Source organism: Curtobacterium pusillum (assembly GCF_007680845.1).
In the GTDB taxonomy this organism is placed as follows: domain Bacteria; phylum Actinomycetota; class Actinomycetes; order Actinomycetales; family Microbacteriaceae; genus Curtobacterium; species Curtobacterium pusillum_B.
In genome coordinates this window covers 109,757-130,388 of sequence record NZ_VEIY01000006.1, presented here as the reverse complement: position 1 = coordinate 130,388, position 20,632 = coordinate 109,757, and the positions used below count along the sequence as shown (strand labels likewise).

Annotated in this window: 21 protein-coding genes and 1 pseudogene; 13 read left to right on the top strand and 9 right to left on the bottom strand. The window is 71.1% G+C overall.

All coding sequences use genetic code 11. The features are described from left to right. Window positions 1-46 precede the first annotated feature (46 nt). Together FS825_RS13810 and FS825_RS13805 are read right to left on the bottom strand one after the other, a co-directional pair. Window positions 47-565, bottom strand: coding sequence for an alpha/beta hydrolase (locus FS825_RS13810; protein ID WP_144713974.1), 519 nt, complete (start codon window positions 563-565; stop codon window positions 47-49). Between the two features lie 45 nt (window positions 566-610). Then, entirely contained in the window at window positions 611-1,726 is a 1,116-nt protein-coding gene (locus FS825_RS13805) for a mannose-1-phosphate guanylyltransferase (protein ID WP_144713972.1), read from the bottom strand. Between the two features lie 255 nt (window positions 1,727-1,981). Here FS825_RS13805 and FS825_RS13800 point away from each other — a divergent pair, with 255 nt between their 5' ends. From FS825_RS13800 to FS825_RS13775, 6 genes are all read left to right on the top strand, one after another. Beyond that, window positions 1,982-3,220 carry a glycosyltransferase family 4 protein gene (locus tag FS825_RS13800; RefSeq protein WP_260981188.1) on the top strand — a complete coding sequence of 413 codons (1,239 nt, stop codon included), beginning with the start codon at window positions 1,982-1,984 and terminating at the stop codon, window positions 3,218-3,220. Between the two features lie 78 nt (window positions 3,221-3,298). Then, a complete protein-coding gene (gene sdhC / locus FS825_RS13795; protein ID WP_144713968.1) occupies window positions 3,299-3,748 on the top strand; it encodes a succinate dehydrogenase, cytochrome b556 subunit in 450 nt (149 codons plus the stop codon). An 11-nt stretch (window positions 3,749-3,759) separates the two neighbouring features. Further along, the gene (gene sdhD, locus FS825_RS13790; protein WP_144713966.1) at window positions 3,760-4,206 is read left to right on the top strand and encodes a succinate dehydrogenase, hydrophobic membrane anchor protein; all 447 of its coding nucleotides are present in this window, start codon (window positions 3,760-3,762) and stop codon (window positions 4,204-4,206) included. Between the two features lie 71 nt (window positions 4,207-4,277). Beyond that, on the top strand, window positions 4,278-6,071 hold the full coding sequence (gene sdhA, locus FS825_RS13785; protein WP_144713964.1) for a succinate dehydrogenase flavoprotein subunit: 1,794 nt from the start codon (window positions 4,278-4,280) through the stop codon (window positions 6,069-6,071). Window position 6,072: 1 nt separating this feature from the next. Next, window positions 6,073-6,846, top strand: coding sequence for a succinate dehydrogenase iron-sulfur subunit (locus tag FS825_RS13780; RefSeq protein ID WP_144713962.1), 774 nt, complete (start codon window positions 6,073-6,075; stop codon window positions 6,844-6,846). A gap of 23 nt (window positions 6,847-6,869) precedes the next feature. Next, window positions 6,870-7,511 (top strand): TNT domain-containing protein, encoded by a 642-nt coding sequence (locus FS825_RS13775; protein ID WP_144713960.1) that lies wholly within the window; start codon window positions 6,870-6,872, stop codon window positions 7,509-7,511. Window positions 7,512-7,579: 68 nt separating this feature from the next. Here the strand turns inward: FS825_RS13775 and FS825_RS13770 are convergent, their stop codons facing one another. The 6 genes from FS825_RS13770 to ptsP all read right to left on the bottom strand — a co-directional run bounded on the left by FS825_RS13770 (window position 7,580) and on the right by ptsP (window position 14,258). After that, window positions 7,580-8,185 carry a DUF805 domain-containing protein gene (locus tag FS825_RS13770; protein ID WP_144713958.1) on the bottom strand — a complete coding sequence of 202 codons (606 nt, stop codon included), beginning with the start codon at window positions 8,183-8,185 and terminating at the stop codon, window positions 7,580-7,582. An 89-nt stretch (window positions 8,186-8,274) separates the two neighbouring features. After that, on the bottom strand, window positions 8,275-9,207 hold the full coding sequence (locus FS825_RS13765) for an NADP-dependent oxidoreductase (RefSeq protein ID WP_144713956.1): 933 nt from the start codon (window positions 9,205-9,207) through the stop codon (window positions 8,275-8,277). Between the two features lie 110 nt (window positions 9,208-9,317). After that, on the bottom strand, window positions 9,318-10,475 hold the full coding sequence (locus tag FS825_RS13760; RefSeq protein ID WP_144713954.1) for a mannitol-1-phosphate 5-dehydrogenase: 1,158 nt from the start codon (window positions 10,473-10,475) through the stop codon (window positions 9,318-9,320). Further along, window positions 10,472-10,909, bottom strand: coding sequence for a PTS mannitol transporter subunit IIA (locus FS825_RS13755; RefSeq protein ID WP_144713952.1), 438 nt, complete (start codon window positions 10,907-10,909; stop codon window positions 10,472-10,474). Before FS825_RS13755 ends, FS825_RS13760 begins: the two co-directional genes overlap by 4 nt. Before the next feature lie 86 nt (window positions 10,910-10,995). After that, entirely contained in the window at window positions 10,996-12,537 is a 1,542-nt protein-coding gene (locus tag FS825_RS13750) for a PTS mannitol transporter subunit IIBC (RefSeq protein ID WP_144713950.1), read from the bottom strand. 65 nt (window positions 12,538-12,602) lie between these two features. Continuing rightward, window positions 12,603-14,258: a phosphoenolpyruvate--protein phosphotransferase gene (ptsP, locus tag FS825_RS13745; RefSeq protein WP_144713948.1), complete on the bottom strand. Its 1,656-nt coding sequence runs from the start codon at window positions 14,256-14,258 to the stop codon at window positions 12,603-12,605. 263 nt (window positions 14,259-14,521) lie between these two features. Between ptsP and FS825_RS13740 the strand changes: the two genes are divergently transcribed. Continuing rightward, complete coding sequence (locus FS825_RS13740; RefSeq protein ID WP_144713946.1) at window positions 14,522-15,292, top strand: DeoR/GlpR family DNA-binding transcription regulator; 771 nt, start codon at window positions 14,522-14,524, stop codon at window positions 15,290-15,292. A gap of 71 nt (window positions 15,293-15,363) precedes the next feature. Further along, window positions 15,364-15,636 carry an HPr family phosphocarrier protein gene (locus tag FS825_RS13735; protein WP_144713944.1) on the top strand — a complete coding sequence of 91 codons (273 nt, stop codon included), beginning with the start codon at window positions 15,364-15,366 and terminating at the stop codon, window positions 15,634-15,636. A gap of 65 nt (window positions 15,637-15,701) precedes the next feature. Here FS825_RS13735 and FS825_RS13730 read toward each other — a convergent pair whose 3' ends face one another. After that, on the bottom strand, window positions 15,702-16,037 hold the full coding sequence (locus FS825_RS13730) for a hypothetical protein (protein ID WP_144713942.1): 336 nt from the start codon (window positions 16,035-16,037) through the stop codon (window positions 15,702-15,704). A 194-nt stretch (window positions 16,038-16,231) separates the two neighbouring features. Between FS825_RS13730 and FS825_RS13725 the strand changes: the two genes are divergently transcribed. The 5 genes and pseudogenes from FS825_RS13725 to ribA form a co-directional block, all read left to right on the top strand. Continuing rightward, on the top strand, window positions 16,232-17,074 hold the full coding sequence (locus FS825_RS13725; RefSeq protein WP_144713940.1) for an exodeoxyribonuclease III: 843 nt from the start codon (window positions 16,232-16,234) through the stop codon (window positions 17,072-17,074). A 34-nt stretch (window positions 17,075-17,108) separates the two neighbouring features. Then, the gene (gene trpS, locus FS825_RS13720; protein WP_144713938.1) at window positions 17,109-18,119 is read left to right on the top strand and encodes a tryptophan--tRNA ligase; all 1,011 of its coding nucleotides are present in this window, start codon (window positions 17,109-17,111) and stop codon (window positions 18,117-18,119) included. Window positions 18,120-18,121: 2 nt separating this feature from the next. Continuing rightward, window positions 18,122-18,727 (top strand): GNAT family N-acetyltransferase, encoded by a 606-nt coding sequence (locus tag FS825_RS13715; protein ID WP_144713936.1) that lies wholly within the window; start codon window positions 18,122-18,124, stop codon window positions 18,725-18,727. A 57-nt stretch (window positions 18,728-18,784) separates the two neighbouring features. Next, window positions 18,785-19,837 carry a bifunctional diaminohydroxyphosphoribosylaminopyrimidine deaminase/5-amino-6-(5-phosphoribosylamino)uracil reductase RibD gene (gene ribD, locus FS825_RS13710; protein WP_260981204.1) on the top strand — a complete coding sequence of 351 codons (1,053 nt, stop codon included), beginning with the start codon at window positions 18,785-18,787 and terminating at the stop codon, window positions 19,835-19,837. 29 nt (window positions 19,838-19,866) lie between these two features. After that, window positions 19,867-20,493: pseudogene (gene ribA / locus FS825_RS13705) on the top strand (GTP cyclohydrolase II); the annotation flags it as partial. Between the last annotated feature and the right edge of the window lie 139 nt (window positions 20,494-20,632).

Sequence of the window (20,632 nt, the reverse complement as noted above, 5' to 3'; positions counted from 1 at the left end):
AGCAGGGTCAGGATGGCTCGTCGAGCTGGGTTCCGGTGGCTGCCGGTCATCGTTCTCCGATCAGGGGGTCGAGCCGATCGAGGAGTGCCCTGTCTCGATCGGTCGGCGGCTTGGGGCGGAACGGGGTGGCGTCGCTGTCGTGACCGGTGGTCACCCGGCCCACGTGGTAGACGGACTCCGTGTCCGCGTCCAGGTAGCCGGACCCATCGCTCGTGAGCGGGTCGTGGTTGAGCACTGGCCGTTGCTCCGCGGCATCCGCCGCATTGGTGTCCGTGCCGAAGGTGGTTGCGCCGAAGACCTTCGTGGCCGGGTCGACGTGGTGACCTGGCGCGGTCCGACCGAGTGCTGCCAGTTGGTCGCCCTGACCGGCTTCGTCCGGCAGGACGTTCCGCGCCTGTCCGACGTACACGTGCTCGGCGTGCAGCTTCCCCGCTGAGTCCACGGCGTTCGGCATGCCCGCGGACCCCAGCGCGACGAAGCGGTCCACGTGCGCGCCGGTCGTGGAGAGCGCCACTGCAGCGGCCGTGGTGCCGTACGAGTGCGCCACGATGTTCGTGGTGGGCATGTCACTCTCCGGCGCTGCGCCCAAGGCGAAGCGCCGCGCGGCCCCTCAGAGCACGTCGCCGCGACCGCTGATCTTCAGCGCGTCCACCACGCTCTTCACGCGCTGCGCGTGCGCGCTCGTGGTCACGAGCAGGACGTCGGGGGTGTCCACCACGACGATGTCCTCCACTCCGATGAGCGAGATGAGCCGCTGGCTGTGCGCGACGACGATGCCGCTCGACGAGTCCGCGAGGATGCGCGCCCCGTCACCGAGCACGGCGAGGTTGTTCGCCCGCCCGCCTGACTGCAGCTTCGCGAGCGACGCGAAGTCGCCGACGTCGTCCCAGTCGAAGTCGCCGGGGACCACGGCCATGCGCCCTGCTGCGGCAGCGGGCTCGGCGACGGTGTAGTCGATCGCGATCTTCTCGAGCGTCGGCCAGACCGCGTCCACGACAGCACCGCGCGCCGAGGTGTCCCAGGCATCGGCGAGCTCCTCGAGCCCGGCGAGGAGTTCCGGCTTGGTGCGACCGATCTCCTCGAGCAGGACGTCGGCGCGGGCGATGAACATGCCCGCGTTCCAGAGGTAGGAGCCGTCCTCGAGGTATTCGGTCGCGGTCTCGAGGTCCGGCTTCTCGACGAAGGACTTCACCGAGTGCACGTTCGCCGCGCCCTCGATGCCGAGCGCGACCCCGTCCGCGTGGATGTAGCCGAACCCGATCGCGGGCTCGGTGGGGGTGATGCCGATGGTGGTGATGTACCCGGCGCGGGCCGCGACCACGGCCTCGCGCACCGACCGGCGGAAGCCGCGGGCGTCGCCGATGACGTGGTCCGCGGCGAAGGACCCGATGACGACGTCGGGTTCGCGGCGACGGAGGATCGCGGCGGCGAGACCGACGGCGGCCGTGGAGTCCTTCGGCTCGCTCTCGAGCACGACGTTGTGGTCCTCGACCCCGGGGAGCTGCGCTTCGACGGCCAGACGGTGCGCGCGGCCGGTGACGACCATGATCCGTTGGTCGCCGGCGAGCGGCGCGAGCCGGTCCCACGTCTGCCGGAGCAGCGAGGTGCCGGATCCGGTCAGGTCGTGCAGGAACTTGGGCGCGTCCGCACGCGACAACGGCCACAGCCGCGATCCGATGCCGCCGGCGGGGATGATCGCGTAGAAGTCCTCGAGTGCGTCTGCCACCCGCTCACCGTACCGGTGCCGCCCGGCGCGACCTGGGCGTGGTCCGCACGTTCCCCGCACGACCGGTGCGGGACCCCGCACACCGTCGGCCGCGGCCGCACGCTCGCGCGCGTCCGTGCGCCGGCCCGATGCCGACCGCCGCCCGCCCGCCGGAGCCGAGCCGCGCCTCCCGTCCGTTCGTTCACCACCCGCCTGCCGGGCGTTCACGCGGACCGCCCCGCCCGGTCACACCGTCCGCGGACCATGGGCAGCACCATGAGCGCACGCAGCGTGGAGCGGGGCACGTCCCAACGGACCGTCGCCGTCGTGACCGAGAGCTTCCTGCCCACCCTCAACGGCGTGACCACCAGTGTCCTGGCGGTCCTCGACCACCTGGAGCGCCGCGGTCACCGCGCGGTCGTCATCGCACCGGACACCCCCGGCATCGCCCAGTTCCGCTCGCGCACCGAGGTGGAGCGCTACCGCTCCTTCGACGTCCACCGCGTCCCCGCCGTCGCCTACCGGCAGTTCCCGGTCGCGCTCCCCCACCCGGTGCTCGACACGATCCTCGCCGCCTCCGGCGCGGACGTGCTCCACGCGGCGAGTCCGTTCCTGTTGGGTGGGCGCGCGATCACGGCAGCCGGGAGGCTCGGCATCCCCTCCGTCGCCGTCTTCCAGACCGACGTGGCCGGGTTCGCCCGCCGCAACGGCCTGACCGCGACCGTCCCGTTGGTGCGCCGGATCCTCGGGCGCATCCACGCGGGCGCCTCGTTGACGCTCGCGCCGTCGTCCGCGACGGCCGCGATGCTCGCGGAGGACGGCGTGCCCCGGGTCGCGCGCTGGGGCCGTGGTGTCGACACCGAGCTGTTCCACCCGGACCGGCGCGCCTCGGCGCACGTCCGCGCGCTGCGACGGCGCATCGCGCCGGGCGGCGAGACCATCGTGGGGTACGTGGGTCGGCTGGCACCGGAGAAGGAGGTCGAGCGGCTCGCGGAACTCGGTGGCATCCCGGGCATCCGGGTCGTGGTCGCAGGAGGGGGTCCCTCCAGGCCGGTGCTCGAACGACGGTTCCGGCACCTCGACGCCACGTTCACCGGTCCGCTTCGCGGCGACGCACTGGCCGATGCCTACGCGTCCCTGGACCTGTTCGTCCACACGGGTCCGGCGGAGACGTTCGGCCAGACCCTGCAGGAGGCGCACGCGAGCGGCCTGCCGGTCATCGCCCCGGCGTCGGGCGGACCGCTCGACCTCGTCGCTCCCGGGCTGGACGGCGAGCTGTACGACCCGGACGCGCCGCAGGCCCTCCGCCGCGCGGTCCTCCGCCTGCACCACGACCGCGCACTCGCCGAGCGGATGGGGTCCGCCGGACGCCTGCGGGTGGAGGGGACGACGTGGGAGGCGATCGGCGACCAGCTCCTCGCGCACCACGACACGGCCCGGACGATCGGCGCGCCGCCCGCCACGGCACGGGGTGCCAGGGCCGGGTGGCACGAGAAGGTCAGCGCACGCGCATAGGATGGTCCTGTTCCGACACGAACACGAACGGCAAGGGCTCGCCGATCGGGCGAGCCCGTCCTATGGGAGGACGAGCTCATGGCCGAGCAGACCGGAGGGGGTACGGCGACCGCCGTGCCACAGGTGACGATCGAGGCGCCACGCGCTTCTCGGACACCACAGGGGACGCTCTACCGGGGCTCCACCGGCATGTGGTCCTGGGTCCTGCACCGCATCACCGGTGTCGCGATCTACTTCTTCCTGCTGGTGCACATCCTCGACACGGCGCTCGTCCGGCTCTCACCGGAGGCGTACAACGCGGTCATCGGCACCTACAAGACGCCGATCATGAACCTCGGTGAGATCGCCCTCGTCATGGCGATCGTCTTCCACGCCTTCAACGGGCTGCGCATCATCCTCATCGACTTCTGGTCGAAGGGCCCGAAGTACCAGCGGGCCATGTTCTGGATCGTGATGGTCCTCTGGGTCGTCGCCATCGCCGGCTTCCTGCCGCGCCAGCTCATGAACCTCGTCGCGGACTTCAACTAGGGGTACTGAAGATGACCACGCAGACCATCGAGCCGCCGCGCTCGGCAGCAGCAGCCCGCCGCACGACCAACTGGGAGAAGTGGGGCTGGATCTACATGCGCGGATCGGGCGTCCTGCTCGTCGTGCTGATCTTCGGGCACCTCTTCGTCAACATGGTGGCGGGCGAGGGCGTCAAGCAGATCGACTTCGCGTTCGTGGCCGGCAAGTGGGCCTCGCCGTTCTGGCAGGTGTGGGACTCGCTCATGCTCGTCCTCGCGCTCGTCCACGGCTCGAACGGCATGCGGACGATCATCAACGACTACGTGTCGAAGCCCGGCATCCGGAAGACCCTGCTCGTCGCGGTCCTCATCGCGTGCGTCGTGCTCGTCGTCCTCGGGCTCCTGGTCTGCTGGACGTTCGACCCGTGCCCCGCCGGTGCCGCCGCCGCGGACCTGCCGTCGTTCTGCCCGGCCCAGTAGCCGCCGCGCCCTCAGCACACCGCCGCCCGGCGCACCCCTGCCGGCGTGCCACCCACTCCTGAAAGGCCCCAGTGACCGAGACCACCGTTCACCACCACCAGTACGACATCGTCATCATCGGCGCGGGCGGGGCCGGCATGCGTGCCGCCATCGAGGCCGGACCGAAGGCGAAGACGGCCGTCATCTCGAAGCTCTACCCGACCCGCTCGCACACCGGTGCGGCGCAGGGCGGCATGGCTGCGGCGCTGGCGAACGTCGAAGAGGACTCGTGGGAGTGGCACACCTTCGACACGATCAAGGGCGGCGACTACCTGGTGGACCAGGACGCCGCCGAGATCCTCGCGAAGGAGGCGATCGACGCCGTCATCGACCTCGAGAACATGGGCCTGCCGTTCAACCGCACACCAGAGGGCAAGATCGACCAGCGGCGTTTCGGCGGCCACACCCGCGACCACGGCAAGGCCCCGGTCCGCCGGGCCTGCTACGCCGCCGACCGCACCGGCCACATGATCCTGCAGACGCTGTTCCAGAACTGCGTGAAGCTCGGCGTCGAGTTCCACAACGAGTTCTACGCGCTCGACCTCATCATGGTCGACGTCGTCGGGGACGACGGGGTCACCCGCAAGCAGCCCGCCGGCGTCGTCGCGTTCGAGCTCGCCACCGGTGACCTGCACGTGTTCCACGCGAAGGCGATGATCTTCGCGACCGGCGGCTTCGGCAAGATGTACAAGACCACCTCGAACGCGCACACCCTGACCGGCGACGGCGTCGGCATCGTGTGGCGCACGGGTCTCCCGCTCGAGGACATGGAGTTCTTCCAGTTCCACCCGACCGGGCTCGCCGGGCTCGGCATCCTCCTGACCGAGGGCGCCCGCGGTGAAGGCGCGATCCTCCGCAACGCCTCGGGCGAACGGTTCATGGAGCGCTACGCCCCCACGATCAAGGACCTCGCCCCCCGCGACATCGTCGCCCGGTGCATGGTGCAGGAAGTGGCCGAGGGCCGGGGTGCCGGCCCCAACAAGGACTACGTGCTGCTCGACTGCACGCACCTCGGTGCCGAGGTCCTCGAGACCAAGCTCCCGGACATCACCGAGTTCGCCCGCACCTACCTCGGTGTCGACCCGGTCGTCGAGCCCGTCCCGGTGATGCCGACCGCGCACTACGCGATGGGCGGCATCCCGACGAACACCGACGCCGAGGTCCTGTACGACAACACCCGCGTCGTCCCCGGGTTGTACGCGGCCGGCGAGTGCGCCTGCGTGTCCGTGCACGGCTCGAACCGACTCGGCACCAACTCGCTCCTCGACATCAACGTCTTCGGCAAGCGCTCCGGCAACAACGCCGCCGAGTGGGTCAAGACGGCCGAGTTCCTCCCGCTCCCCGAGCACCCCGAGGCGGCCGTCCGCGACATGCTCGACCAGCTCCGCGCCTCCACCGGCACCGAGCGCATCGCCGTCCTCCGCAAGGAACTGCAGGACGAGATGGACAAGAACGCGCAGGTCTTCCGCACCGACGAGTCCCTCGCCCGCGTCACCGAGACGATCCACTCGCTCCGGAACCGCTTCCTGCAGGTCTCCGTGCAGGACAAGGGCAAGCGGTTCAACACCGACCTGCTCGAAGCCGTCGAGCTCGGGTTCCTGCTCGACCTCGCCGAGGTCGTCGTCTACTCCGCCCGGAACCGCAAGGAGTCCCGCGGCGGCCACATGCGCGACGACTTCCCGAAGCGCGACGACGAGAACTACATGCAGCACACCATGGCGTACCTGACGGGCGATCCGCACTCGTCACTCGCCGACGACCACATCACCCTCGACTGGAAGCCAGTCGTCGTGACGCGGTACCAGCCGATGGAGAGGAAGTACTGAGATGACCGACACCCTGGTCTCCGACGCACCCCGCACCGACACCGTGCAGGACGCCCCTCCCGGATCGTTCCCGGTCACGTTGATCGTCCGGCGCTTCGACCCGGACGTCGACGACGAGCCGCGCTGGCAGGACTTCGACGTCATGATGCTGCCGACCGACCGCATCCTCGACGCCCTGCACAAGATCAAGTGGGAGCAGGACGGGTCCCTGACCTTCCGGCGCTCCTGCGCGCACGGCGTGTGCGGGTCCGACGCGATGCGCATCAACGGGCGCAACCGGCTGGCGTGCAAGACCCTCATCAAGGACCTCGACGTCTCGAAGCCGATCTACGTCGAGGCGATCAAGGGCCTGCCGCTCGAGAAGGACCTCGTCGTCGACATGGAGCCCTTCTTCAAGTCCTTCCGCGAGGTCCAGCCGTTCCTCCAGGCCAACTCCGTCCCCGAGAAGGGCAAGGAGCGCGTCCAGTCCGTCGCCGACCGCGCCCGCTTCGACGACACCACGAAGTGCATCCTCTGCGCCGCGTGCACGTCGTCCTGCCCGGTGTTCTGGACCGACGGGCAGTACTTCGGCCCGGCCGCGATCGTCAACGCGCACCGCTTCATCTTCGACTCGCGCGACGACGCCGCGAACGTGCGCCTCGACATCCTCAACGACAAGGAAGGCGTGTGGCGTTGCCGCACCACCTTCAACTGCACCGACGCCTGCCCGCGCGGCATCCAGGTGACGAAGGCGATCTCGGAGGTCAAGCAGGCGATCATGCGAGGAAAGGCCTAGGTCGGGCCGATAGGCTCCCCGCCATGACGTTCGCGGACACCCGCCCCATCCTCGACCAGCTCGGCTACACGATCCGGTACGTGCAGCTCCCCGGAGAGACCCTGCACGAGCCGCCCGTGGAAGGCGCGCTCCGCATCGTGCCGACCGAGCAGGGCGACTTCGCGCTCGAGGTCGTCGACTACGGCACCGCTCGCCGGCTCGCGACGGCCCGCGGCGAAGAGGACGCCGTCGAGATGCTGCGGCGCTTCCTCAACCGCCCGTTCCCCGCGCCCCGGGACATCCCCCGGTACGAGCTCGACGGGCTCCGCGACCGCGCGGCGTCGACGTACCCGCAGCTCGCGCAGCAGGTCGCCCAGGCCGGCGAGCAGGGCCTCACGATCCAGATCCCGGCCGGCGTCCCGGTGGACCGCACCGGTGGCCCCGACGGCTACCTGCTGCACCCCCTCGACACCCCGCTGCCGCAGCGATCGCTGCCGCCGCACGTGTCGCAGGCACCCGAGACGCACCGCTACCTCGTGGAGCGACCGTTCCTCGTCACGGTCCGGTTCGTGCAGCCCTGGTTCGACCAGCCAGGAGGCGCGCTCCGGTTCCAGACGGCCGATCCGTCCGTCACGGTGCGGGACCTCGTCGTGGACGGCTCGCTCTCCCGCCTCCGGGTGGTCTGAGCGCCCCAGGACCGACACGAAGCGGCCCTCCCCTGTCGGGGAGGGCCGCTTCGTCGTGGTGCCGGTGGTCAGACGCGCTGCGGCTGGTCGAACCGCGCACCCTCGGGCTTCGAGGGGAGCAGGTACATCACGAGCAGGATGATCCCGCCGACGAACGGGATGAAGCCGAGGAAGAAGAACGGACCGGCGAAGTTCCCGTCGTGCAGTCGTCGCCACGCGAGGGCGATGGACGGCACGAGGATCGCGAGGCTCCAGACCACGAGCAGGATCCCACCGATGACGTACAGCGGCGACGGGCTCTCGATGACGGACGCCGAGGAGTACCCGGTCGACACCGTGCGGTGCTCCGAGACGGCTCCGCCGATGCCGAGGATCGTGTAGAGGACGGCGTACACGATGAAGTTGGCGAGGTACCACCACCAGAACTCGCTCCGGCTGGCGCGCCCGTCGAACCGGGCGTACTTGCCGAAGAACCGCTTGATCGCGTTGCCGAACGAGATCCCGTACCACGGGGCCCAGAGGGGCGGCTCCCCGTTCGGACCGGTCGGCGCCGGCTGGCCGTACTGCGGCGTCTGGCCGTACGGCTGCTGCCCGTACGGCTGCTGCCCGTACGGCTGCTGCCCGCCGTCGGGCTGCTGCCCGTACGGGTTCTGGTTCGGGTACTGGTCGCTCACTGGATCCCCCTCGTGGTGTGTGAATGCTGAGTGCGACCCAGATTCAACCAGAATGCGCGGGGACCCGTCACCGTGTGACCCCGGACCGCTCAGGGGATGAGCGCGAGCTTCCCACCAGGGTGCTGCGACTCGAGCAGCTCCGCCGCCGCCTTCGCCTCGGCCAGCGGGAACGTGCGGGCGACCGGCACCTCGAGCTGCCCCGCCCCGGCGAGGTCGATCAGCCGCTGCCGGACCGAGTCCCGGAACGCCTTGCTCTCGGGCTGCCCGCCGCCGACGGCACGGAAGCCGTCACGCGCGGCGCGACCCTGCGCCGCGATCGTCACGATGCGGTCCCGGTCGGCGACCAGCGCGAGCGACACGTCGACGGCCTCGTCGGTGCCGACGCAGTCCAGTGCCACGTCGACACCGGACGGTGCGAGTTCCCGGATCCGCGCCTCCAGACCGTCGCCGTACGCGACCCACTCGCCACCGAAGCGTCGGACGGTCTCGGCGTTCCGTTCGGACGACGTGCCGATGAGCCGCGCGCCCAGCGGGCGGAGTAGCTGGAGGAGGCTGACGCCCACCGCTCCCGAGGCCCCGTGCACGACGATGGTGTCCCGGCCCTCGGCCCGGGTGACGCGGATCATGTCGGCGGCGGTGGCCGCGGCGAGCAGGAGGTTCGCCGCCTCGGGGAAGGAGAGCGAGGCGGGCTTGGCGAAGACGTCGGCGGCGGGGACCGTGATCCGCTCCGCCCACCCTCCGGCGACGCGGAAGGCGAGGACCTCGTCCCCGACCGCTCCTCCGCCCGAGGCGATCGCGGTGTCCGGGCCGACGGCGCTGAGGACGCCAGCGACCTCGTAGCCGATCGGGATCGGCAGGTCGGACGGGTCGCCCTGCCGGGTGTGCTTCGTGTCGGCGGGGTTCATGCCGGCGGCCCGGACGTCGATGGTGACCTCGCCGGGGCCGGGGGCCGGGACCTCGGTGTCGACGAACTCGAGGACTTCGCTCCCGCCGAACCGCGGCGCAACCCAGTGCTTGCTCATGCCGTCGACGCTACGCGCGCTGGCAGAGCGGGAACCAGAGACGGACGGGAGGCGCGGTGCCAGCTGGCACCGCGCCTCCCGTCCGACGGACCGTCAGTCCGCACCCGGTGTCAGGCGCGCGCGGCGCGCACCCGGTCGGCGAAGGCGGCGTGCAGCGGGTGCTGCTCGTCGAGCCCGGTGATCGTCGTCACGACGGACCCGTCGGACGCATCGGAGGCGAGGAGTGCCTGCAGCTCGACGCTCTGCTCGTCGTCCGCGACGTCGAAGCGGAGCGCGGCGCCCATCGCGTCGAGGAGCGCCGTCGGCTCCGTGCCGTCCTCGGCGAGGGCGGCCGCGGGCGAGACGAAGCGCTCGTCGCGGGACAGCTTCCGGAGCGGCTGCCGACCGACCCGCGTCACGGTGTCGGGCAGGTGCGGGTTCTCGAACCGACCGATGATCGCCTGCACGTACGCGCGGTGCACCTCGGGGTCGAGCTCGTGGCGACGGACCAGCAGGTCGCTCGTCTCGGCGAGCACCGACTCCAGTTCGGAACGGACGGCCGGGATCGCGATCGCGTCCGAGATCTTGTCGGCGCCGGCGAGGAAGCCGTGGTACGCGACGGTGGCGTGGCCGGTGTTCACGGTGAAGAGCTTGCGCTCGATGGACGCGGCGAGGCCGTCGACGTAGTGCGCGCCGGGGAGTTCCGGCTCGGCGCCGCCGAACGGCGTGCGGTCGATGGCCCACTCGAAGTAGGTCTCCACCGTGACGTCGAGACCGGCGCCCTCGGGCTGGGCCGGGACGATCCGGTCCACCGCGGTGTTGGCGAAGACCGCCTTGGCGAGCGTCTGGTCACGGACGTCGGACGGCAGGGCGTCGGCGATGAACCCGCGGAGGCGGTCGGTGGCGTTGAGCGCGTTCTCGCACGCCATCACGGCGAGCGGAGCGGCGTCGGCCGGGCGGGCCTGCAGACCCGCGGCGATGACCGGGGCGATGAACTTGAGGACGTTCGGTCCGACGGCGCACGTGACGATCTCGGCGGCCGCGATCTCCGCGACGACACCCGCTTCGTCCTGCGCGCTGTTCAGTGCCCGGAACCCGGTGACCTCGTGGTCGCGCGCGTTCGCCCCGACCTCGTGCACGGTGTACGAGTCGGCGGCGGCCAGGGCGTCGATGAGCGGCGCGGCGACGTCGGCGAAGACGACCTCGTACCCGGCCTCGTGCAGGAGCAGGCCGACGAACCCGCGCCCGATGTTCCCGGCGCCGAAGTGGACCGCGGTGCGCTCGCTCACTCGTTGACCTCACCCAGGATCGACAGGACGCTCGCGGTGTCCGGCGCGTCGGTCAGCTTCTGGACCTCGTCCTCGTCGGAGAACACGATCGCGATCTTGGAGAGGATGTCGAGGTGCTCGTTGTTCACCCCGGCGATGCCCACGACGAAGCGCACCGGGTTGCCGTCCCAGTCGATCGGGGTCGCGTAGCGGATGAACGACAGGGCCGAGGACTTGATGGCGTCCTTCGCGTCGTTCGTGCCGTGCGGGATGGCGAGGAAGTTCCCCATGTAGGTCGAGACGCTCTTCTCGCGCTCGAGCATCGCCGGGTAGTAGTCGCCCGTGACCGCGCCCGCAGCCTCGAGGATCTCGGCCGCCTCCTTCATCGCCTCCGACTTGGTCGGTGCGGTGTCCTCGGTGTGGATCCGGATCTGGCTCTCCTGCAGGACGGGCATCGGGGTTCTCCTTGCTTCGTGACGTGGCGTCGTGGACGTGGTGGAGGGGACGGGCCGTGGCCCGTCCCCTCCGATACTGCACTTCGTTACTGGTTCTTGAGCTGTTCGACGACCTGGTCGTACTGCGGGGCGTTCATGAAGTTGCCGACCGACACGTGCTGTGCGTTCGGGTTCTTCTGCCGGGCGCGGTCCGTCAGCTCCTCCTGGGTGATGATGAGGTCCTCGTCACCGGACAGGTTCGCGATCGCCTTGTTCGAGACCGTGACGCCCTCGATGCCGGCCTTCTTGATCTTGTTCCGGAGGACGCTGGCGCCCATCGCGCTCGACCCCATGCCGGCGTCGCAGGCGAACACGAGGTTCTGGACCCGGGTGGCGGTGGCGGTGCCACCGACCGACGCCGCTGCCTCTTCGTTGTTGGCCGGGGCGTTGGTGCCGAGGAGACCGGCGGTCGCGGCGTTGACGTCGCGGCCCTTGTTCGCCTGGAGCTTGGCCATCGCGGCGCTCATGTCGCCGCCGCCGTTCGCCAGGTCGCGCTTGCGGGTCGCGATGAGGAAGAACGAGGCCACCGCGAACGAGACCGCCGCGGACAGGAGGACCGAGAGGATGACGCCGAGGAAGCTGTCCTTCGCCGTCGCACCGAGCACCGCGAAGATCGACCCGGGGGACGCCGGAGCGACGAGGCCGGAGTGGAACGCGACGTTGGTCGCGACGCCCGTGGCACCACCGAGGATGACGGCGATGAACAGGACCGGCTTCTGCAGCACGTACGGGAAGTAGATCTCGTGGATGCCGCCGAGGAACTGGATGATGATCGCGCCGGGAGCGGTCGAGCGGGCGATGCCGACACCGAAGAAGGTGAAGGCGAGGAGGATGCCGAGGCCGGGGCCGGGGTTCGCCTCGAGCAGGAACAGGATGCTCTTGCCGGACTCCTGCACCTGCTGCGCACCGAGCTGGTCGAGCACACCGTGGTTGATGGCGTTGTTGAGGAAGAACACCTTGGCCGGCTCGATGATGACGCTGGCGAGCGGCAGCAGGGAGTGCTGGACGAGGAAGTTCACCACGTCACCGAGGCCCTCGGCGATGAGCTTGAACAGCGGGGCGAGCCAGAAGAAGCCGGCCATCGCGAGTCCGAAGCCGAGGATGCCGGCCGCGTAGTTGTTGACGAGCATCTCGAAGCCCGGGCGGATCTTGCCGTCCCAGATCTTGTCGACCTGCTTGATGAGGTACGCGCCGAGCGGCCCGCAGATCATCGCGCCGAGGATCATCGTGGTGCCGTTCGCACCGATGATGACGCCCATGGTCATGATCGAACCGACCACCGCACCGCGGGTCTCGTAGACCATCCGGCCACCCTGGATCGCGATCGCGAGCGGGATGAGGTAGGTCAGGATCGGGCCGACGAGGCCGATGTTTGCGACGCCGCCGGTCTCACCGAACCCGCCGAGGATGCCCACGGGCGTCCAACCGGTCTCGATGAAGAAGGCGGTGATGATGCCCCACGCGATGAAGATCGCGATGTTGGGCATGACCATGCCGGAGAGGAACGTGCCGAACTTCTGAACGGCGACGCGTGCGCCGCCCCGCGACTTCGCGGGTGCGTCGGGCGCTGCAACGGACGACGTTGTCATGTGCGGTGACTTTCTGTGAGGGGTGCTGCTGCGGTGGTGGAAGGGGTTGGTGCTGTGGGGGCGGCTCAGGCGGCGTGCGCTGCGGCCGCGGCGGACTTGGCAGCCGCCGCCGTGCTCGCAGCGAGTGCTGCCGTCGCCATCTCGCGGGCCTGTTCGAGCGTGTGCCTGCCAAGTTCGGCGCGCACGTCGGCCAGGGCCGCGGGGGTCATGGAGAGGGTGGTGGCGCCGAGGCCGACGAGCACCACGGCGAGGAGCGGGTCGGCAGCGGCCTCGCCGCAGATGCCGACCGGCTTGCCCGCGGCCGCGCCGGCGCTGCCGAGCTGTGCGACGAGGCGCAGGACGGCCGGGTGCCACGGGTCCTGGTAGGACGCGACGGTGCCGAGCATGCGGTCGGCGGCCATCGTGTACTGCGTGAGGTCGTTCGTGCCGATCGAGACGAAGTCCGCGGTCTGGAAGACCTGCTCCGCCATGAGCGCGAGCGACGGGACCTCGGCCATCACGCCGGCCGTGCGGATGCCGAGCTCGCGGGCGAGGTCGACGAAGTAGACGGTCTCCTCGGCGTCGGCGACCATCGGGGCCATCACCCAGAGGTCGGCCTCGGTCACGGCGTCCGCCTGGGCGAGCGCGGTGAGCTGGTCGCGGAGGACCTCGGGGTGGTTCCGGAGCGCCCGGAGGCCGCGGCGACCGAGCGCCGGGTTCTCCTCGTCCTTGTCGGTGAGGAACGGCAGGGGCTTGTCGGCGCCGGCGTCGAGCGCGCGGACCACGACCTTCTTCCCGGGGAACGCCTCGAGCAGCTGCCGGTAGGACTCGGTCTGCTGCTCGACCGTCGGCGCCTTCGGGGAGTCGAGGAAGAGGAACTCGGTGCGGAAGAGCCCCACGCCCTCCGCACCGAGAGCAACGGCGCCCGCGGCGTCGGCGGGGCTGCCGAGGTTCGCGAGCAGGGGCACGGCGGTGCCGTCGGCGAGCGTGCCGGCGGTGAGGGGCGCTGCGGCCGCGGCGAGGCGGTCGGCGATGCGCTGGTCGACCTCGGCCACGAGGGACTCGGACGGGTCGGTGACGACGGTGCCGGCGGCGGCGTCCACCACGACGTGCAGGCCGTCGGTGAGCTCGTCGGCACCGGTGACACCGACGATCGCGGTGATGCCCTTGGCGCGGGCGAGGATCGCGGTGTGCGAGGTCGGGCCGCCGTCGCGGGTGACGAGCGCGAGGACCTTGTCGAGGTCGAGGAGCGCGGTGTCGGCCGGGGCGAGGTCGCGGGCGACGAGCACGAAGGGGGTGTCCGACTCGGGGACGCCCGGTGCCGGGACGCCGCGGAGCTTGGCGACGATGCGCTGGGCGACGTCGTCGAGGTCGGCCGCGCGCTCCCCCATGTAGCCGCCCATCTGGACGAGCAAGTCGCGGAACTGGCCGAACGCTTCGAACACGGCGCGCTCGGCGTTGGTGCCGCCGTCGATGCGGGCGTGCACGTCGTCGAGGAGCGTCGGGTCCTGCGCCATGAGCGCCTGCGCCTCGAGCACGGCCTGGGCGTCGCCACCGGCGAGCTGCCCACGCTTGTTGAGGTCGTCCGCGACGGCGGCGAGCGCCGTGGCGACGGCCTGCTTCGCGTCGTCCGCCGAGCCCTCGAGTGCCGCGGTCGACGGCTCGCCGAGCGGGTCCGCCATCCGGAGCACGTGGCCGTGGGCGACGCCGCGGCCGACGCCGGTTCCGAGCAGTTCGGACATTCGAGACTCCTTCATCTCACACGCGCTTGCGGTGGGGTGGTTCGTTCGGTGCGCGCGGCGCGGAGACGGGACCCCGCCGGTGCGGCTGAGCAGCACCATACCCCGATCCGCGTTGACAAACAAACACATCCGGGGATAAAAATGCAGAAACAGATGCCCGTTTGCGTCTGGCGGCCGAACCGATCGGTTCGTGTCCGCCGAGCGCGTGCCCGAGCATGTCCGTTCCGTTCCGACTCCATCGCTCCGAGACGACGAGGCCCACGATGTACGCACCAGAGCGCCACCAGCGCATCGTCGACGAAGCGCGTGCGCACGGCCGGGTCGACGTCAAGGACCTCGCCGAACTGCTCGCCGTGACCCCGGAGACGATCCGCCGCGACCTGACCTCGCTCGAGCGACGCGGACTCGTGCGGCGGGCCCACGGCGGCGCGATCCCGGTCGAACGCATCACCCTGCACCCCGGGGTCGGCGACCGCGGGGGCATCAACCAGACCGAGAAGATGGTCATCGCCGAGGCCGCACTCGACGAGCTGCCCGAGAACGGCTCGGTCATGATCGACGCCGGCACCTCGACGATTTGCCTCGCCGAGCTGCTCCCCACCGACCGCGGACTCACCGTCGTGACGCACTCGCTGCCGGTGGCGATGGCCGTGGCGAACCGCCCGGGGATCGACCTGCACCTGCTCGGCGGCAACATCCGGAGCGACTCGCTCGCCGGTGTCGGCACCTGGACCCACCAGCTCATCGGCATGGTCAGCGTCGACGTCGCCTTCATCAGCATCAACGGCATCACGCCCGAGCGCGGTCTCACGACGCACAACATGGCCGAGGCGGCCGTGAAGAGCGCCATGATCAAGTCCGCCCGCCGGAGCATCCTCCTCGCCGACCACACCAAGTTCGGCCGCGAGGAGTTCGGCCGCGTCGCGCCCCTCGCCGCGATCGACACGATCATCACCGACCCGGCCGTCAACGCCGACCTCGTGCGCGAGGTCGAGGCCGCCGGCACCGAGGTGTTCTGGCCCGGTCGATCCTGACCGCTGCCGGTACCGTCCCACCCGGCGCTCGCTACCATGAGCGCCACCACCCCATCGACAGGAGTCCATCGATGTCCGAAGCCACCCGCACCGTCACCGTCGCCAGCGCGTCCGGCCTGCACGCCCGCCCCGCCTCCCTGTTCGTCCAGACCGTGACGGCGTCGGCCCACCAGGTCACGATCGCGAAGGGCGACAAGTCCGGCAACGCTGGCAGCATCCTCGCGCTCCTCGGCCTCGGCATCGAGAACGGGGACGAGGTCACGCTCACCGTGACCGGCGACGACGCCGAGACCACCGCGGACAGCCTGGTCGAGTTCCTGCAGACGGACCACGACGCGGCCTGACGCGACCGCTCGACGGACTGGAGGCGCGGTGCCGGCTGGCACCGCGCCTCCAGTCCGTCAGCGGGTCACCGCTCCTGCCCCAGGGGTGGGATCGGGCGCAGCTCGCCCCAGGCGAACGCGCTCTCCGCGATGAAGTCCTGCAGGTCGTCCGCGATCTTGAACAGCAGCTCCCGTTCCCCCTCGCCGAGCCAGAGCCACGAGTCGCCGTCGTCGCCGGCGATCGACCACCCGAGGACCATCCCCTCGTGGACGACGTCGTCCTCGGGGACCCGTCGGAGCCGTTCGCGCCCGTCGACGTGCACCCAGAACTCGGCGGCACGGAACTCCCGCGGGGTCAGCATCGCCGCGGCCACGGGCCGGAAGGCGGCCAGCAGCTCGGCGACGGTCGTCACGACGGTCATGACGCGTACCAACGGTCGAGGTACCCCGCCGCGGCGAGCATCGCGCGCTCCACCTGCTCGTGCCGCTGCGGCACTGCTCCTTCGTCCGACACGTGACCATCGTGACCGGGCGACGCCCGCCGGACAAGGCCCGCACTGTGGGGGCGTGACTCCCGCGCGGAGGGGTGTCGGCGCCCGCCGATAGGGTGGTCCGCATGACACGCCTGCGCCTCGCATCCGTCAACGTGAACGGCATCCGTGCCGCGTTCCGGAAGGGGATGGGCGACTGGCTCGCCACCCGCGACGTCGACGTGCTCGCCCTGCAGGAAGTCCGTGCGTCGAGCGACGACCTCGCCGACCTGCTGGGCGACGACTGGGACATCGTGCACGACCCGGCGACCGCGAAGGGCCGGGCCGGCGTGGCCATCGCCTCCCGGCACACGGCGCAGATCCACCGCGTCGAGCTCGGCGCGGAAGACTTCGACTCCGCCGGCCGGTGGCTCGAGGCCGACTACGAGATCGGCGGCACCACCGTGACCGTCGTGTCGACGTACGTGCACTCGGGCGAGGTCGACACCCCGAAGCAGGACGAGAAGTGGAAGTTCCTCGACGCGATGACCGAGCGACTCCCGGCGCTCCGCGCGCACAACTCGCTCGCCGTGGTCGTCGGTGACCTCAACGTCGGGCACGACCAGCGGGACATCAAGAACTGGAAGGGCAACGTCAAGCGCGCCGGCTTCCTGCCGCGCGAGCGTGCCTACTTCTCGCGGTTCTTCGGCGCCGACGGCGAGCAGGTCGACGGTGCCGACGGCTCCACGGGCCCCGGTCTCGGCTGGGTCGACGTCGGTCGCGCGCAGGCCGGCGACGTCGACGGCCCGTACACGTGGTGGTCGTGGCGCGGCCAGGCGTTCGACAACGACTCGGGCTGGCGCATCGACTACCAGGTGGCGACGCCCGAGCTCGCGGCCAAGGTGACGACGTACACCGTCGACCGCGCCGCCGCGTACGACCAGCGATGGTCCGACCACGCCCCCGTGGTCGTCGACTACGAACTCTGATCGCTCCACTCCCCTCCAGCAACAGGACAGCACCATGACCGCGACGCGCATCTTCTCGGGTATCCAGCCCTCGGCCGGATCCCTCCACCTCGGCAACTACATCGGCGCGCTCATGCAGTGGCGCGACCTGCTCGACGACCACGACGCGATCTACTGCGTCGTCGACATGCACGCCATCACCTCCCCGCAGGACCCGGCCGAGCTCCGCGCGAACACCCGGGCGACGGCTGCGCAGTACATCGCCTCGGGCATCGACCCGACCCGGTCCACGCTGTTCGTGCAGTCGCACGTGCCCGCGCACGCCGAACTCGCGTGGGTGCTCAACACGCTCACGGGCTTCGGCGAGGCGAGCCGGATGACCCAGTTCAAGGACAAGTCGGCTCGTCAGGGAGCGGACGCCGCGTCGGTCGGGCTCTTCACCTACCCGATCCTGATGGCCGCCGACATCCTGCTGTACGACACCAAGGTCGTCCCGGTCGGCGACGACCAGCGGCAGCACGTCGAGCTCACCCGTGACCTCGCCGGACGCTTCAACTCGCGGTTCGGCGAGACGTTCGTGGTCCCCGAGGCACGCATCCTCACCGACACCGCGCGCATCTACGACCTGCAGGACCCGACGAGCAAGATGAGCAAGTCCGCGGCGTCGGACAACGGTCTCATCCGCCTGCTCGACGACCCGAAGCGCACCGCGAAGAAGATCCGTTCGGCCGTCACCGACACCGAGCGCGAGATCCGGGCGGACCGTCAGGCGAAGCCGGGCGTGACGAACCTGCTGTCGATCCTCTCCGCGTTCACCGGGACGCCGGTCGCCGCGCTCGAGGAGTCCTTCGTCGGCAAGGGCTACGGCGACCTGAAGGGCGAGGTCGCGGACGCCGTGGTCGCGGAACTCGAGCCGGTCCGCGCCCGGACGCTGGAGCTCCTCGACGACCCGGCCGAACTCGACCGGCTCCTGGCGGTCGGTGCCGACCGTGCCGAGTCGATCGCGGCGGAGACCCTGGCCCGGGTCTACGACGCCATCGGCTTCGTGCCCCGCACCCGCCGCTGACGATGCTGCCCGTCGCACTGTCGTCCGCCCGGGTGCACCTCGACGTCCCGAGCCGGGCGGACACGGCGGCGATCACCGCCGCCTGCCAGGACCCGGACATCGTGCGCTGGACGACGATCCCGACGCCGTACACCGAACGCGACGCCGCCACCTTCGTCGACGCACTGGTCGGTCCGGGGTGGGCGTCCGACCGCGAGTACACGTGGGCGATCCGCCGAGCCGGGTCGACGTGGCTCGAAGGGATCATCGGGTACCGCACCGCCCGGCGTGACCTCGGGTTCTGGCTGGCGCCGTCCGCCCGCGGCGCGGGCGTCATGCACGACGCCGTCGGTCTGGTGCTGGACTGGGCGTTCTCCCAGGGCGCTCCCGACGTGTACTGGGAGTGCTACGTCGGCAACCGTGCCTCGGCGGCCGTCGCACGCGCAGCCGGGTTCTCCTACACCGGGACGGGCCCGGCGCTCATCCCCGGGCGCGACGGCGCCCCGACCGCGGCGTGGCAGGGGCTCCGACGCGCGGACGGGACCCCGGCCTCGGACCTCCCCTGGCCCGCGGACTCGTTCGCTGACGGGGGACAGCTCGATGACGCGTCACCCTCGGGTCGCCGGTAGTCTCGATCCGTGACCAGCACCGCCGCGCAGCCCGCCTCCCCGGCTGAGGTCCGCGCGATGCGACGCGGGCTCGAGCTCGCTGCGCTCGGCCCCGCCGTGGGCGACCACGCCCGTGTCGGCGCGGTGATCCTCTCCCCCGACGGCGACGTCCTCGCCGAAGGGTGGCACAAGGGCGCCGGCACCCCCCACGCCGAAGTCGACGCCCTGTCGAAGGTCGACCCGGCCCGACTGCTCGGCGCGACCGCCGTGGTCACCCTCGAACCTTGCAACCACACCGGACGCACCGGGCCCTGCGCGCTCGCCCTGCTCGACGCCGGCATCGGACGCGTCGTCTACGCGATCGACGACCCGGGCGCGCACGCGCACGGCGGTGCCGAACGGCTCCGTGCCGCGGGCGTCGAAGTCGTCGCGGGCGTGCTCGCGGACGAGGCCGAGGCGTTCCTCGAACGGTGGCTCCTCTCCGTCCGGCTCGGCCGCCCGTGGGTCACGGTGAAGTGGGCGTCCAGCCTCGACGGACGCGCCGCCGCCGCGGACGGCACCAGCCAGTGGATCACCGGCGCCGCCGCACGCCAGCACGTCCACGAGCAGCGGGCCGCACACGACGCCATCCTCGTGGGCACCGGCACCGTGCTCGCCGACGACCCGAGCCTGACCGCCCGCGGTGACGCCGGCGAGCTCCTCGCCGACCAGCCGCTGCCGGTGGTGCTCGGCGACCGTCCGGTGCCGGCCGGCGCCGCCGTCCGCCGGCACCCGCGCGGGGTGGTGACGCTGCCCGGGCACGACCTCGCCGCGTCACTCGCCGCGCTCCGCGGGCACGGTGTGCACTCCGTCTTCGTCGAGGGCGGTCCGACCGTCGCCTCGGCGCTCATCGCCGCCGGTCTCGTCGACGAGTACCTCGTGTACCTCGCCCCCGTGCTGCTCGGCGGGCCCCGTGTTGCCCTCGGTGACGTCGGTGTGGGAAGCATCGGCGAGCGTCGGAGGTTGGACGTACTATCGACCACCAGCCTGGGCCCCGACCTGCTGGTCCGGGCACGCCCCCACCGCGCCTCCGTGCCGGCGGACGCCGTGCCCGGGAACGCGGGGTCCCAGAACGACCGGAGCACCACATGACCGATGCACTCACCTCCCCCACCCCCGGGAGCCCGGTCCAGTTCGAGGTGTCCACCAACGTCCCGACGACCCACGGCACGTTCGAGATGCGCGCCTACCGCGACCTCGTCACGAGCGCCGAGCACGTCGCGATCATCGCCACCGGACCCGACGGCGCCAGACCCCGTGACGGTGCGCTCGTCCGCGTGCACTCGGAGTGCCTCACCGGTGAGGCCTTCGGCTCGCTGAAGTGCGAGTGCGGCCCGCAGCTCGACGCCGCACTCGACACGATCGCCGCCGAAGGTGGGGTCGTCGTCTACCTGCGCGGGCACGAGGGCCGTGGCATCGGCCTCATCAACAAGCTCAAGGCGTACCGACTGCAGGAAGACGGTCTCGACACGCTCGACGCGAACCTCGCGCTCGGCCTGCCCGCCGACTCCCGTGCGTACGGCGGCGCGGCCGGCATCCTGGCCGACCTCGGCATCACGAGCGTCCGGCTCCTCTCGAACAACCCGGAGAAGCGCCGCCAGCTCGAAGAGCACGGCATCGCGGTGGAGAGCCTCGTCCCGCTCGTCGTCGGCGTCTCCGCGCAGAACGCCGGGTACCTCGACACGAAGCGCGACCGGATGGGCCACCAGCTCCCCGCCCACCTCGAAGCCGGCACCCCCCGCGCCTGACCGTCCTTCTGGGCGGATTCGCAGGTTCCCGACATCTGTCGTACGATGGTGGCTTCCGTCACAAGCGGTCCACCACCAACCGAACGCACCCGATCGGTGCCCGCGCCACCCTCGCGCGAACCGATCGGTGTCCGCCGTC

Coding starts and splice junctions, on each gene's coding strand:
- FS825_RS13810 (WP_144713974.1), bottom strand. CDS start 565: ATGCCCACCACGAACATCGTGGCGCACTCGTACGGCACCACGGCCGCT.
- FS825_RS13800 (WP_260981188.1), top strand. CDS start 1,982: ATGAGCGCACGCAGCGTGGAGCGGGGCACGTCCCAACGGACCGTCGCC.
- sdhC (WP_144713968.1), top strand. CDS start 3,299: ATGGCCGAGCAGACCGGAGGGGGTACGGCGACCGCCGTGCCACAGGTG.
- sdhD (WP_144713966.1), top strand. CDS start 3,760: ATGACCACGCAGACCATCGAGCCGCCGCGCTCGGCAGCAGCAGCCCGC.
- FS825_RS13780 (WP_144713962.1), top strand. CDS start 6,073: ATGACCGACACCCTGGTCTCCGACGCACCCCGCACCGACACCGTGCAG.
- FS825_RS13775 (WP_144713960.1), top strand. CDS start 6,870: ATGACGTTCGCGGACACCCGCCCCATCCTCGACCAGCTCGGCTACACG.
- FS825_RS13765 (WP_144713956.1), bottom strand. CDS start 9,207: ATGAGCAAGCACTGGGTTGCGCCGCGGTTCGGCGGGAGCGAAGTCCTC.
- FS825_RS13755 (WP_144713952.1), bottom strand. CDS start 10,909: ATGCCCGTCCTGCAGGAGAGCCAGATCCGGATCCACACCGAGGACACC.
- FS825_RS13750 (WP_144713950.1), bottom strand. CDS start 12,537: ATGACAACGTCGTCCGTTGCAGCGCCCGACGCACCCGCGAAGTCGCGG.
- ptsP (WP_144713948.1), bottom strand. CDS start 14,258: ATGTCCGAACTGCTCGGAACCGGCGTCGGCCGCGGCGTCGCCCACGGC.
- FS825_RS13740 (WP_144713946.1), top strand. CDS start 14,522: ATGTACGCACCAGAGCGCCACCAGCGCATCGTCGACGAAGCGCGTGCG.
- FS825_RS13735 (WP_144713944.1), top strand. CDS start 15,364: ATGTCCGAAGCCACCCGCACCGTCACCGTCGCCAGCGCGTCCGGCCTG.
- FS825_RS13730 (WP_144713942.1), bottom strand. CDS start 16,037: ATGACCGTCGTGACGACCGTCGCCGAGCTGCTGGCCGCCTTCCGGCCC.
- FS825_RS13725 (WP_144713940.1), top strand. CDS start 16,232: ATGACACGCCTGCGCCTCGCATCCGTCAACGTGAACGGCATCCGTGCC.
- trpS (WP_144713938.1), top strand. CDS start 17,109: ATGACCGCGACGCGCATCTTCTCGGGTATCCAGCCCTCGGCCGGATCC.
- FS825_RS13715 (WP_144713936.1), top strand. CDS start 18,122: ATGCTGCCCGTCGCACTGTCGTCCGCCCGGGTGCACCTCGACGTCCCG.
- ribD (WP_260981204.1), top strand. CDS start 18,785: ATGCGACGCGGGCTCGAGCTCGCTGCGCTCGGCCCCGCCGTGGGCGAC.